Here is a 12,557-nt window from a genome sequence, read left to right on the forward strand (position 1 = left end):
AAAAATTCTATGTTGATTACATTTATCCGGAAGCTTCTGCTGTTTTAGTGTTCACTTTACTCCACTATAATGAATTTAAATTATTACCTCATAGGTAATGCCGGGCTATGTTTTTTATGCATCATCGTCCTCTTTAAAACGGTTGCCGGTAAAAGAAATCCTTTACAGCAAAACGATGGCTGGTTTCTGTCCGGGATCGTATTCTTTCTAATGGTCACAAAACTTTTTTCATACAAGGCAGGTATGCTCAACATCGATGAAAGTATCATGATGACCGGAGGAAGAACACTGGGATATGACCCACGTCCATGGATATCACTGGATCCTACTACCTCAGGTCCGTTAAACTTTCTTCCGTCCCTGATCCTCTTGAAGACCGCAGACTGGGCTTCATACGGTGAATTACGGATTTTTTATACGCTGATATTTCAGATCCCATCCATACTCTTATTATTTTTCACGATCCGGAAAATTGCCGGCGCGAACACAGCGCGCATTACCATTATTCCCCTGGTACTGACTTTTAGCTTTTTTCACTACGCCGATCTCATTCATGCATCCAGCGAGCATCTGCCGTTGCTTTTTCTGGCCATTGTCATCAGCGTGCTGTTACGGATTTCGTTGGAGAACGAGGTTGGTAAATTAGAGCTTATCGTTGCAGGTATCGCGTGCGCAGCATCTTTTTACGCAAAATTACAGGTTACACCTATTTTTCTTTTTCTTGCCGGAGCCTGTTTTATTGTATTGATACTGATCAAAGGGAAACCACGGGAAGCATTTATTTTTCTTTCAGGATTTATATTAACCCACGCCCTCGCGCTTATAGCGATTTGGATTTACGGTGGATTTGATGACTTTATCCAATCTTATATCGTTGGAAATCTTCGTTATACCACGGTCAATGCCTTCAATCCGGAGATGTTCAAAACATTTTTAAAATCGAGCATCCGTTCTCTACTCCCGTTACTGGTATTCAGCCTGGTTTTACCCGGATTATTTTTGTCTAAAATTAAAAACAACCTGAAACCTGTTGACCTGATTTATCATGCAGGATTTTTGGCCACCCTTGTGATCACCGCTTACTGCATTGCCAAACCCGGCCGGTATTTTCTTCATTATACATTATTGCTGGTTGTGCCGCTTTACGGATACATAATCTGGCTGCTTTTGAAGTACAACTGGCAACCGGGCAGACTTATCCCGCCTTTATTCAGTCTGGCCATTGCTTTCATCTTTTATGTCAATGCCAAAAATGTTGTGAGAACGCTGGCCAATGAAAAGCAGCACCTGAACGATATTATCGACCAAAAACTTGTGGATCGTATTTATTCCAACCGGTTACCCGGCGACCGTATGGCAGTTTGGGGATGGGGATCTTACTATAATCACGCTACCCGGATGATCATGGGAACGAGAGATGTGCATTTTGATTTCCAGACCACGTACAAATCGGATCTGGGGAAATATTACCAGAGAAGATACCTGGCTGATCTTGAAACGAATATGCCCAAATATTTTCTGGACCTGTCACTCCCAGGTGGCTTGATGACCAACGAGAGCTGTCAGTTGACACAGTATCCTGAGATCAATCAGTTCGTAAAGAAAAATTACCGCGAGGTGTACAGAAGCGGATTTGAAGTTCTGTATCAGAAAACTTCCGAAACGCGTAGCAAATAGATTTCCTTTATTTGCTACGTTCAATCGTGTATTGTACCAGATGTTCCAGCGCAGTGCGGTGGGCAGATTCTGCAAACTCATGCAACAGAGCTCTAGCCTCCTCCACGTAACGTTCCATTACTTCCTGCGCATAGATTAAACCGCCTGAATTTTTCACGAAAGCAATCACTTCAAGTACCTTATCGGGTTTGTGGCTTTCGTTGCGGATGATATTGATCATCTTGCGTTTTTCAAGCCAGGAAGCTTTATTCAGGGCATAAATCAGCGGCAATGTCATTTTCTTTTCCTTGATATCGATGCCCAAAGGTTTGCCAATTTCATCTTCGCCGTAATCAAACAGGTCGTCTTTGATTTGGAAAGCGATCCCTACTTTCTCTCCAAAAGCATGCATCCGCTTAATTGTATCTGCATCCGATCCTACCGAACAGGCACCAACCGCGCAGCAGGAGGCAATCAGTGAAGCGGTTTTCTGACGGATAATTTCGTAGTATACTTCTTCGTTGATATCAAGTCTGCGTGCTTTTTCGATCTGAAGCAATTCTCCTTCACTGATCTCACGCATGGCAGTAGAAACGATTTTCAGCAGTTCAAATTCCTGATGTTCCACCGAAAGCAGCAAACCGCGCGAAAGCAGATAGTCACCGACAAGCACTGCAATTTTATTCTTCCACAACGCATTAACAGAAAAAAATCCGCGACGGTAATTGGAATCATCCACAACATCATCGTGAACGAGCGTAGCAGTATGTAAAAGTTCTATAAATGAAGCACCGCGATAAGATGACTCCGTGATGGGGCCACAGACTCCTGCTGACAAAAAAACAAACATCGGCCTGAGCTGTTTACCTTTACGACGTACGATGTAATTCATGATCTGATCGAGCAGCATTACATCACTTTTCATAAACTGGCGAAACTTATGCTCGAAAGCCTTCATCTCATCCGCAATAGGAGCTTGTATATCCTTTATTGAAAGGGTCATATTAATTATAGGAAGTCGTTACTTTACCTCCGAATATTGAAAGGCGATATACAGTAGTTTAGTTCAAAAAAACCTGATTTATATACTTCTGTACTTTAATCTTCAAATTTGGAATAAAATCTTCTCTTTATACCTATTTTAGAACGAAAATGTTTAAAATTGGAAATATGAAATTCAAAAATCTATGAATTGAGTAGATCAACGTTGAAAAACCGTTATGTGAATACGGAATTTGTATTACTGAACTACGAGAAAAAAATTAAACGCATCAATCATTCAATGGCTGGAAGCCCGGTGCCGACAGCCGAAAGCAAATATTTATGAAAGCACTCGTGCTTGGAGGTGGATCAATGAAAGGGGCTTTTCAGGTTGGGGCTATCCAATCGGTTCTGGAAAATGGTTTTGAACCCGATATGGTTTACGGAATTTCTGTCGGAGCACTTAATGCCACTTTCCTGGCCAACGAAACGGGCCGGCAGTTTGAAGAAGAGGCAAAAATAAACTGGCCGATCGCCGCCAGAAAGCTTCTCGAGTTTTGGGTTAAGAATATTACCCAACCTCAGGATATATCAACGCTGCGGTCGCGCGTTATGTTAGGGATGAATACCTTAATGAGCCGGTTCGACGGACTGGTTGATCCTGAGCCCTTACATTTGCTGATTCGCAAAAATGTGAAGGACAAACATTTGAAGCATACGCCGGTTAAAATAAAAGTGGGGGCAGTAAACGTGCAAAGTGGAGAGATAAAATATGTAACACCGCAGGAACCCCATTTCCTGGACTACGTGCGTGCCAGCTCCTCCATACCGATGCTTATGCCAGCGATTGCCATTGGGAAGGATATGTTCCTGGATGGCGGCCTCAGAGAAGTGGCGCCCATACGCCAGGCCATAGCCGACGGGGCAACGGAAATTGTTGTCATTGCCTGCCATTCTCCGCATCTATACCAGTCGGAAGGACTTAATCCGAGAAACCTGATTACACTGGTGGAAAGAGTGCGTGACATCACGGTAAATGAATATGCCAACAGTAATATTATCTGGGCCGAGTCTTATGTAGACAGGTCTATTTTGCGCGGCGTACCCATGAAATTAACTGTGATCCGCCCCGCTTCGCCGCTGGTGCTGGATATGCAGCATTTCAATTCAGAAGATATTTCAAGATTGATTATTGAAGGTTACCGGGTTGCGGTCGAGACGCTGAATAAAGTGGCCGAAGTAAAAGAATGATCGAATAACCTGATTAAAAAACTCAGCTAATGTTAGCACAACGTTTAAAAAACCCTTACCCTGTTTTATTGTTATTGTTTTTAACTTCCTGTGTCCCGTCGCGTCAGTTCACTTCTGTTACAGACAATTGCAATTTTAGTAAAAATGGAAGTTTAAAAGCCCATCTTAAACCTTCCAACCGGTTTGTGCCCATGATCATGGCGCACCAGGGAGGAACTGAGGACGGCTATCCTGGAAATTGTATTGCAACTTTTGAAAATACCTATCAGAATGTTCCCTGCGTTTTGCTGGAATTTGACATCCGTATGACGGCCGACAGCCAGCTTGTTCTTTCGCATGATAATGAACTGGCATTACGCACCAATGGCACCGGGCTGCTAAGCCAGCAGCAGTGGAAAGATGTAAAACAACTGCGTTTAAAAGACGATAAGGGACTTTTGACAAAAAATAAAATCCCGTCATTCAAGGAAGTGCTCGATTGGAGTAAGGATAAAAACCTGATGCTGATCGTAGACAAAAAACCGGAAACCGATATCGTCAAAACGGTTAAAATGCTTAAAGACAACAATGCGATCCATAAATCGGTCGTGATTTGTTATTCCCTTGAAGAAGCAAAAAAAGTACACGCATTGGAATCTACCCTGATGCTGGCCGTTGGTTTCAACAGCTGGGAACATATCACCGCAGTTGAGAAATCGGGACTTCCCCTTGAAAACCTTGTGGCACTAACCCCCAAGGAGCTTCAGGAAGAATCCTTCTACATGAAAATACATTCCATGAAAATTGTGACCTCACTCGGCACAAATGGAAACATCGATACCCTGAATACGGAAATTTCAGCCCCGAGGTATAACAAGATATGGGAGAGCGGTGCGGATATTATCTGTACAGATCAGCCTATTTTTGTCCACTCTTTATTTCAAAAATAAAATCCCGGAAGTGGGCGGTATCTTCGCTTAATTCAGGTGAAAATGCTGCCCTTTGTCTTTGGTCACCTTGGGTTTGTTGATCACTTTGGAGTTCTGGATAAAAACCAGGATAATCAATCCAATAATAATTGCCAGGGCCACCTGCAAAAAGGATATCATCGCATAACTGGCGAAATCGCTTTTAGATTCTTTCACCAGTTCATCGCCAATAACAGACTGGATTTCGGTCAGGTCATTAAGGTTGTTCAGTGTACTTTGAAAAGTGCTGGCTCCTGCCCCTTCAAACAGAACCTTGCCTTCTTCTGAATGCCCCGAGGCATGCAAATTCAGGATCATTTTTTCCAGCAGCCCATATTCTTCCACCCTATTTTTAAAAGCGGCCAGACTTTTGGCTTCCCGGTCTACCAAATATGTCTTTTCAAATGCCCGGATCAGCGAATCAATACTCTTGTCATGGGTGGCAAGCAATGCAGAAATCTTCCCCTTATCGTTGGTATCCGGTTTGAGCAGGAATTTTTCAAGAGAAAGGCGTTTACCGTATAAATTTTCTGTCAGATAAATAATGGTGGTAGCCGGGATCAGGCGATCTTTGTAAATCGATGAAAACGACTTGTCGATTCCATCAATATTACGTCTCGAAAGTAAGGTCCCCAATACAATCACAAGCATAATTCCACCCAGTAACAAACTCGCTTTTAGCTTTTGCTGAATAACAAAGGACCATTTCATGGCATCATAAACTTTGTATATTTATAAATAATAACATCTTAGTTCAAAAATAAACAAATAAAACCGGATATTAGTTTATACAGATAACTATCTGTCAGGTGACAAAAAACAAAAGAGGGTTAGCTTAAAAAGCCAACCCTCATGTAATATATATCACACTGATTATCTACTAGTTATTATCACCTCCGCCTTTCACATCTGAATTGGATACCGAACGTGTTTTGCGTTTTGGCGCGTCAAAACTCATTTTTCCAATGGTATAATTGAAGGTGATCTTGAAATTGCGGTTATACAATTGTGTCTGCATCGACTGCGCCAAAAGCGGCGATTTCAAATCCGAAGTGAATCTCACGCCTTTGGTCAGGAAGTTTTCTGCTCCAAAACCGATACTTCCTTTCTTGTTTGCAAAATCCTTTTTGAAGCCCAGCGAGTACATGTAAAATCCGGTTCTCGTTCCCTGCAACTGCACCTCACGACCACGGTAAAATCCAAAAGCCTGAAGTCCCCAGCCATTTTTAAGCGATATCTGCGACATTAACCTTCCGCCATAGTTAAACCCCGAATTGCTCACAGGCTCCGAAAGCCCATCGGCATTGGTGGTCTGTCCTTCCATATGCGACTGCAATAGATCGATACTTCCGTTCACCGTCCATTTTGGGGTTATGTAAACGTTGGCAAAAACATTCATCCCATAAGCGCTTTGTTTACCGATATTTTCAAAAGTTGTCACAATGGCACCGGCCAGGGTATCAACCGTTGTACGGATTTGCGTGATGGAATTGTTGGTATTTCTGGTAAATACAGAAACGTTCAGATATGTTTTCTTGATGTTGGTGCTCAAACCTAGCTCGAAGTTATCAGTCAGCTCAGGGCTCAGTGACGGGTTACCTGTACTGATGCTCTGCGGGTTTGCCAGGTTCACGTTTGGGTTCAGCTGCTGGATCCCCGGACGCTGGATACGACGGTTGTAGGCCGCTTTAATGGTCGTAGAAGCAGATAAGTTCTTGGACACATTGATACTAGGAACCAGGTTTCCGTAACTTGGAATGTTGATCTTACCTTTTTCACCCATATCAGCGCTGATCCCCGTGTACTCGTAACGTGTTCCGGCCTTAAACGTGTATTTATTTTTCGTAGTCAAAGTATAGGAAACATAACCGGCCGCTACATTCTGATTGTAATTTAAAGCGCCCGACGGGTTATCAGGATTAATGACAAAATCACCGGATTCGCCGGCAAGCAAGTATTTATAGTCACTGCTTACGGTACGGAAAATTCCTTTTGCTCCGAATTCAAGCAGCTGATTCTTCTTGATCGGCGTCTGGTAATCGGTTTGCAGGGTAAACTCTGTATTGTAGTTTTGGTTGACGTTTTTCAATTTACTGGCTACACTTCCGCCGGTGTTCAAAATATCAGTATCGAAATTATTTGTCAGATTGGTTCTGCTGAAAAGTGTCGAAAAGCTCCACTCCTGCTGTGGTTTGAACGTTCTAACATAATCCACGTTCACATCAACGGTTCCCGACAAATCTTTGCGGTTTACTTTACGCTGCGATGTTGACGTCGGATCCTGATTTGTAAACTGATCAATGGTCAGATTTTGCTTTTGCAGAAAATTGCGGGTACCATAACGCACACCGGCCGATAACGCCTGGTTTTTGCCAAGATCATAATCCCAGCCCAGAGAGTACTGTCCAAACAATCCGCGGTCTTTGGCATTGCCCATTTGTTTTGTATTAACAAGATCAGTGCCCGATCTTGTTTGCTGATTCAGTTCAGAAGTGGCCTTGTTATAAAATGCACGGCCAAATCCACCGAGTGTAAAACCCATTTTCCCCTTGCGGTAACTACCGTTCAGGCCAAGGTTGGTACCCCGGTTACCCACACCTGAATCCACATTCAGTGTCAGCCCCTGAAGATTGTTTTTCTTGGTAATGATATTGATAATCCCGCCTGAGCCCTCAGCATCGTACTTGGCCGACGGAGAGGTAATCACCTCAACCGATTTGATCATATCCGCAGGGATCTGCTTCAACGCATCAGCAACATTGCTCGCGATAATCGTAGACGGTTTGTTGTTAATCAAAACACGGATATTGGAGCTTCCTCTCAACGACACATTTCCATCCAGATCTACCGATAACATAGGCACTTTACGAAGCAGATCCGAAGCATCACCGCCTTTTGAGGTGATGTCTTTTTCTGCGTTGTAAACCAGACGGTCCACCTTTTCCTCAACCATGGACTTTTCACCGGTAATGGTTACCTCGTCCAGCGTTTTGGTATTGGCAACCATCTGGATTTTTCCCAAATCAACATCCTTGCCTTTTTCGATCGCAATATTATTGACCGTTTTATCTTTGAATCCGATGAACGAGATCAGTACTTTATATTTCCCCGGAGCAATGCCCGTGATTTCAAATTTCCCCTTATCATCGGCCACTGCACCGTCAATCACCTTGTTGTCAGCTGCATTCACTAACGCAATACTCGCAAACTCAACCGCCTTTGCTGCAACCGAGTCGGATACAAATCCTGAAATTTTGGAATTTCCTTTTGGTGTTACCGAAGCCGGAGCACCGCCGGCGGGAGCCAAAGGTCCCTGTGCCTGGCTCAACTGGGCATGTAAAAACAGCACACCGGCCAGCATTAATGTTGTAAAACTTTTTAAAATTACTTTGTTCATGGTTTTTTAATTAAGTTCAGGAGAGTCAGTCTCTTTCGTTATCACATTTCCCGATACAAAGAAATAATATGTTACAGACATAAATTTCTGTAATAGACCAGCACCTCGATTTTGTCTACGAGCTGGTACTTTTAACCGGATAAACTTGATTTTTTTATATATCACAAAAGAGGAAACGGGTGCTGTACAATTTTACACCAACTGGCATAGTTTTAATAAAGAGAGATTCAAGAGGCATAATGTTGCAAACAAAGCTTCATATGTTGTTACTTTGAACAAAATTATTTTTATAACCCTGGACTTTACTCCAAAAAGAAACTTCACCTAATGAATGAGATTGCCATAGATTTCAGCAAAGTACATCAGATCAAATTGTTTGGCATAACCATTCTGGAACCGTCCACGGTGTTATCCAGTCTTATGATGGCGGTGGTCTGTTTTTATGCTTTTGTACATCTGGGACGGCTTGGACGTGCACACCGGATGTACCGTCAGATCCAGTACTTTTTCCTTTTTATGGGGATCGCTACGGTTATTGGCGGCGTTTTGGGACACGGCTTTTTGTATATAACGGGTCAACGTGGAAAAATTCCGGGATGGTTTGCCAGTATGATTGCTGTTGCCTTATTTGAAAGAGCTGCGATATGGCATATCAAGCCGCTTCTTAAACCAAAACTCGGTTCCTGGCTTGGTTACCTCAATTACGTCGAGCTGGTTTTATTCTTTGCTCTGACTTTTGTTACGCTCAATTTCGTGGTGGTGGAGGTTCATGCCTTTTACGGCCTGTTCCTGATGTTATTCATGATCGAGGTATATGTTTACAAAAAGAAGAAGGACCCGGGCAGCAAATACATTTTTATTGCCACCGGTTTAGGCGCAGTGGCCGCAGGCTTTCATGCGTTGAAATTCAGCTTCGGCCCCTGGTTTAACTTCAATGATATCAGCCACATCCCAATGGCGGCGTCAATCTGGTATTATTATCAGGGGGCAACGCACATGACTTTCTACGGCGATCCGGTTATCGAGCCTGAAAAAGAAATGGAGAAATCGGAAATTGAAAACTAGCCGTCCGATAATAATAAAACTCCCCAATTATATCCGTCAGGAAATTTCATTCCATGATGGATATAATTGGGGAGTTTTTCTTTAAATCTTACTGCTGTTATTACTTGTTTGGCTGCGGCGTATAACGCAGATAGGGCTTCACAATACGCAGACCTTTTGTGAATTTTTTCTCGGCATCTTCTGTGCTCACCGCCGGTACAACGATCACGTCTTCACCATCTTTCCAGTCAGCAGGTGTCGCTACCGAATAGTTGGCTGTTAACTGAAGAGAATCTACCACGCGAAGAATTTCATTGAAATTACGACCTGTTGAAGCAGGATATGTCAACGTCAGTTTAACTTTTTTATCCGGACCAACGATGAAAACCGAGCGTACCGTAGCTTTTTCGCTAGCGTTCGGGTGGATCATATCATATAGTTCAGCCACTTTGCGTCCTTCGTCAGCAATGATCGGAAAGTTAACTTCTGTGCTGTTAACTTCATTGATATCCGGTATCCAACGGTTGTGTGAATCAAGATCATCAACACTGACAGCCAATACCTTAACGTTACGTTTTTCAAACTCTCCTTTTAAAAGCGCAGTTTTACCAAGCTCCGTTGTACAAACCGGAGTAAAGTCAGCAGGGTGAGAAAACAACAATCCCCAGCTTGTTCCCAACCACTCATGAAATTGAATTGGCCCTTGTGTGGTATTTGCCTCAAAATCCGGCGCAATATCTCCTAATCGAAGTGACATAACATATAAGTTTAAAATGGATTACATAATCTACTAACATTGTAGACTTTAACACAAATTTAGATAAATAGTTTCACATTCGATACAAATTGTTGCCTGATTAAGGACTGAAAATTATCTAACGTCAGCAGCCAAATGTGCCTGTTTAATAGAAATTTTACATTTATTTCCAATGTGTTAAAAAAGGTAAGTCATTTACTGTTAGAAAATTAAACACCCCGAATTATTCCGGTTAGAACATAAGCATAACGACAAAAGACCCAATTTTAACCTCAATTTAAGGTGAGTTTAATTGCGTTTTAATTGGGTGGCAGCTTCTTTGATTAATATTTCACACCAAGGCTCACGCAACAGCAGGAGCCAGAGATTCAGAAACACAATCAACCTGTAATTTGCCGGACTCGGCCCGCACTCACGTCAATTGCCGAAACAGATAAAGATATCCCGATTACTATTAACCAATACCTGTTTGTAAAAATTAAAATGCAACAAGTTATACTTAAAGAAGGCCTCTGCTTGGGGGCCTTTTTTTTTGCAAATGAGACGAAAACTCGATTATCGGATATTTATTATACCATGGCCAAATCCCAGCACCAAAACACTCATTTGCTGACATCCAAGACGTAACACCGCGAAATCACCGGAATAATCAGAAAAAAAATAAAAAAATCTCATAAAAATTTGCGTAGTTATTTGACTACATATACATTTGTAGTCAAATAACTACGCAATGAATTTAAGAAGAGACGTATTTCAAGCCATAGCAGACCCGACCAGAAGGGCAATACTTCTGTTGGTCGCTTCACAAACCATGACGGCAGGGGCAATAGCCTCAAACTTTGATACAGCCAGGCCGACAGTTTCCAAACACTTGCAAATACTTACCGAGTGTGAATTGCTTGAACAAGAGCAAAATGGCAGGGAAGTTTACTATCACATCAATGCAAAAAAAATGAAAGAAGTAGCCGACTTTATCGAGCCGTTCCGCCAGATGTGGGACGACCGGTTCAATAAACTGGAAGCCATCATGAAAAATTACAAACCTGAAAAATAACATAACGTGGAGCGCAAAACAAAAATCAATGCCGAAAACGGCAAACAGGAATTAGTCATCACACGGGAATTTGACCTGCCAGTTGAATTGCTTTTTAAGGCTTATGAAGAGCCGGAAATTGTTGAGCAGTGGATGGGTACGAAAGTGCTGAAACTTGAAAACAAAAGGCATGGCAGTTACCAGTTTGAAACCTCAGACCCGGGCGGAAACGTGGTGTTTAAAGCCAACGGAACCATTCATGAGTTTGTCCGGGATCAGAAGATCACACGAACGTTTGAAATGGAGAATACTCCGTTTGCCGTTCAGCTTGAATTCCTGGAATTTGAAAAACTCACTGACGATACCAGTAAACTGACCATGCAAATCGTATACAAGTCGGTTGAACTCAGAGACCAGACGCTGAAATTGCCTTTTGCACAGGGCATAAACTGGGCACATAACAGGTTACAGGAAATCGTAAACAAATTAAAATAAACGACCATGACAAAGCGAAATAAAATTATTTATTGGGTAGCCACAGGCTGGCTTTCATTGGGAATGGTATCAACGGGAATTGTGCAGTTGATCAAAATGAAAGAAGAAGTGGATATGATGACGCGTCTGGGTTACCCCATCTACTTTCTGACCCTAATCGGTGTGTGGAAATTGCTGGGTGTTGTGGCCGTGCTTATTCCTAAATTTCCATTGTTAAAAGAATGGGCCTATGCTGGTTTTTTCTTTGCCATGTCGGGTGCCGTTTTTTCTCATATCGCTGTCGGCGATGACGCCAAAGAGCTTTTCGGCCCGGTATTGTTACTCGTCCTGACTGCTATATCCTGGTATTTCAGGCCCGCAGCACGCAACCTGCCGACTGAAAAATCGTTTCAGCTAATCAATGAATAACATGAATCCCAAGGTTGATTTTTATTTTAATCGGGCTACACAGTGGCACGAAGAAATCGGGCATCTGAGGACAATCGTTCTCAATTGCGGACTTGAAGAAGAATTGAAGTGGGGATGCCCTTGTTATACATTTCAGAAAAATAACATCGTTTTAATCCATGTTTTCAAGGAGTATTGCGCACTGTTATTTTTCAAAGGTGCTTTGCTGCATAACATCGATGGCATTCTGATCCAGCAAACGGAACATGTCCAGGCGGCCCGTCAGATCCGGTTCACCAACGCCCACGAGATCACAGCGCTGGAACCGACGCTGAAAGCGTATATTTATGAAGCAATTGAAATAGAAAAAGCTGGTTTGGAAGTAGTACTTAAAAAGACTACCGAATTCGCAGTCGCCGAAGAATTTCAGATAAAACTAGACGAGCCTTCCGCCTTAAAAACAGCTTTTGAAGCATTGACGCCGGGACGTCAACGAGCTTATCTTCTTCATTTTTCCCAGCCAAAACAATCCAAAACCCGCGAGGCAAGGGTAGAAAAAAACATTCCCAGGATTTTAGATGGGAAAGGATTGGACGATTAATGCAGGTA

Annotated in this window: 12 protein-coding genes; 8 read left to right on the plus strand and 4 right to left on the minus strand. The window is 42.6% G+C overall.

Features of this window, described 5'->3' with window-relative positions; translation table 11 throughout:
• The first annotated feature begins 69 nt into the window (after nucleotides 1–69).
• Complete coding sequence (locus M1L62_RS00615) at nucleotides 70–1,677, plus strand: hypothetical protein (protein ID WP_254411062.1); 1,608 nt, start codon at nucleotides 70–72, stop codon at nucleotides 1,675–1,677.
• A 7-nt stretch (nucleotides 1,678–1,684) separates the two neighbouring features.
• Here the strand turns inward: M1L62_RS00615 and M1L62_RS00620 are convergent, their stop codons facing one another.
• The gene (locus tag M1L62_RS00620; RefSeq protein ID WP_254411063.1) at nucleotides 1,685–2,659 is read right to left on the minus strand and encodes a polyprenyl synthetase family protein; all 975 of its coding nucleotides are present in this window, start codon (nucleotides 2,657–2,659) and stop codon (nucleotides 1,685–1,687) included.
• A 320-nt stretch (nucleotides 2,660–2,979) separates the two neighbouring features.
• On the opposite strand from M1L62_RS00620, the gene M1L62_RS00625 reads away from it, so the two are divergent.
• Nucleotides 2,980–3,888 carry a patatin-like phospholipase family protein gene (locus M1L62_RS00625; RefSeq protein WP_254411064.1) on the plus strand — a complete coding sequence of 303 codons (909 nt, stop codon included), beginning with the start codon at nucleotides 2,980–2,982 and terminating at the stop codon, nucleotides 3,886–3,888.
• A gap of 29 nt (nucleotides 3,889–3,917) precedes the next feature.
• Nucleotides 3,918–4,817 (plus strand): glycerophosphodiester phosphodiesterase family protein, encoded by a 900-nt coding sequence (locus M1L62_RS00630; RefSeq protein ID WP_254411065.1) that lies wholly within the window; start codon nucleotides 3,918–3,920, stop codon nucleotides 4,815–4,817.
• A 27-nt stretch (nucleotides 4,818–4,844) separates the two neighbouring features.
• Here M1L62_RS00630 and M1L62_RS00635 read toward each other — a convergent pair whose 3' ends face one another.
• Complete coding sequence (locus tag M1L62_RS00635; protein ID WP_254411066.1) at nucleotides 4,845–5,546, minus strand: MCP four helix bundle domain-containing protein; 702 nt, start codon at nucleotides 5,544–5,546, stop codon at nucleotides 4,845–4,847.
• A 169-nt stretch (nucleotides 5,547–5,715) separates the two neighbouring features.
• Nucleotides 5,716–8,232: a TonB-dependent receptor domain-containing protein gene (locus M1L62_RS00640; protein WP_254411067.1), complete on the minus strand. Its 2,517-nt coding sequence runs from the start codon at nucleotides 8,230–8,232 to the stop codon at nucleotides 5,716–5,718.
• Nucleotides 8,233–8,559: 327 nt separating this feature from the next.
• Here M1L62_RS00640 and M1L62_RS00645 point away from each other — a divergent pair, with 327 nt between their 5' ends.
• Nucleotides 8,560–9,297 carry a DUF6962 family protein gene (locus M1L62_RS00645; RefSeq protein ID WP_254411068.1) on the plus strand — a complete coding sequence of 246 codons (738 nt, stop codon included), beginning with the start codon at nucleotides 8,560–8,562 and terminating at the stop codon, nucleotides 9,295–9,297.
• A 100-nt stretch (nucleotides 9,298–9,397) separates the two neighbouring features.
• Here the strand turns inward: M1L62_RS00645 and M1L62_RS00650 are convergent, their stop codons facing one another.
• On the minus strand, nucleotides 9,398–10,033 hold the full coding sequence (locus M1L62_RS00650) for a peroxiredoxin (RefSeq protein ID WP_254411069.1): 636 nt from the start codon (nucleotides 10,031–10,033) through the stop codon (nucleotides 9,398–9,400).
• A 730-nt stretch (nucleotides 10,034–10,763) separates the two neighbouring features.
• Here M1L62_RS00650 and M1L62_RS00655 point away from each other — a divergent pair.
• From M1L62_RS00655 to M1L62_RS00670, 4 genes are read left to right on the plus strand one after another with little or no spacing between them, the layout of a single operon-like run.
• A complete protein-coding gene (locus M1L62_RS00655) occupies nucleotides 10,764–11,087 on the plus strand; it encodes an ArsR/SmtB family transcription factor (protein WP_254411070.1) in 324 nt (107 codons plus the stop codon).
• Between the two features lie 6 nt (nucleotides 11,088–11,093).
• Entirely contained in the window at nucleotides 11,094–11,561 is a 468-nt protein-coding gene (locus M1L62_RS00660; RefSeq protein WP_254411071.1) for an SRPBCC domain-containing protein, read from the plus strand.
• Between the two features lie 6 nt (nucleotides 11,562–11,567).
• Nucleotides 11,568–11,969, plus strand: coding sequence for a DoxX family protein (locus M1L62_RS00665; protein ID WP_254411072.1), 402 nt, complete (start codon nucleotides 11,568–11,570; stop codon nucleotides 11,967–11,969).
• 1 nt (nucleotide 11,970) lies between these two features.
• Entirely contained in the window at nucleotides 11,971–12,549 is a 579-nt protein-coding gene (locus M1L62_RS00670) for a YdeI/OmpD-associated family protein (protein WP_254411073.1), read from the plus strand.
• Nucleotides 12,550–12,557: the final 8 nt, after the last annotated feature.

Source organism: Dyadobacter diqingensis (assembly GCF_024220585.1).
GTDB classification, from domain to species: Bacteria; Bacteroidota; Bacteroidia; order Cytophagales; family Spirosomataceae; genus Dyadobacter; species Dyadobacter diqingensis.

What these genes read in the sequence shown, in the direction of transcription:
- M1L62_RS00615 (WP_254411062.1), top strand. Translation starts at nt 70, where the DNA reads ATGAATTTAAATTATTACCTCATAGGTAATGCCGGGCTATGTTTTTTA.
- M1L62_RS00620 (WP_254411063.1), bottom strand. Translation starts at nt 2,659, where the DNA reads ATGACCCTTTCAATAAAGGATATACAAGCTCCTATTGCGGATGAGATG.
- M1L62_RS00625 (WP_254411064.1), top strand. Translation starts at nt 2,980, where the DNA reads ATGAAAGCACTCGTGCTTGGAGGTGGATCAATGAAAGGGGCTTTTCAG.
- M1L62_RS00630 (WP_254411065.1), top strand. Translation starts at nt 3,918, where the DNA reads ATGTTAGCACAACGTTTAAAAAACCCTTACCCTGTTTTATTGTTATTG.
- M1L62_RS00635 (WP_254411066.1), bottom strand. Translation starts at nt 5,546, where the DNA reads ATGAAATGGTCCTTTGTTATTCAGCAAAAGCTAAAAGCGAGTTTGTTA.
- M1L62_RS00640 (WP_254411067.1), bottom strand. Translation starts at nt 8,232, where the DNA reads ATGAACAAAGTAATTTTAAAAAGTTTTACAACATTAATGCTGGCCGGT.
- M1L62_RS00645 (WP_254411068.1), top strand. Translation starts at nt 8,560, where the DNA reads ATGAATGAGATTGCCATAGATTTCAGCAAAGTACATCAGATCAAATTG.
- M1L62_RS00650 (WP_254411069.1), bottom strand. Translation starts at nt 10,033, where the DNA reads ATGTCACTTCGATTAGGAGATATTGCGCCGGATTTTGAGGCAAATACC.
- M1L62_RS00655 (WP_254411070.1), top strand. Translation starts at nt 10,764, where the DNA reads ATGAATTTAAGAAGAGACGTATTTCAAGCCATAGCAGACCCGACCAGA.
- M1L62_RS00665 (WP_254411072.1), top strand. Translation starts at nt 11,568, where the DNA reads ATGACAAAGCGAAATAAAATTATTTATTGGGTAGCCACAGGCTGGCTT.
- M1L62_RS00670 (WP_254411073.1), top strand. Translation starts at nt 11,971, where the DNA reads ATGAATCCCAAGGTTGATTTTTATTTTAATCGGGCTACACAGTGGCAC.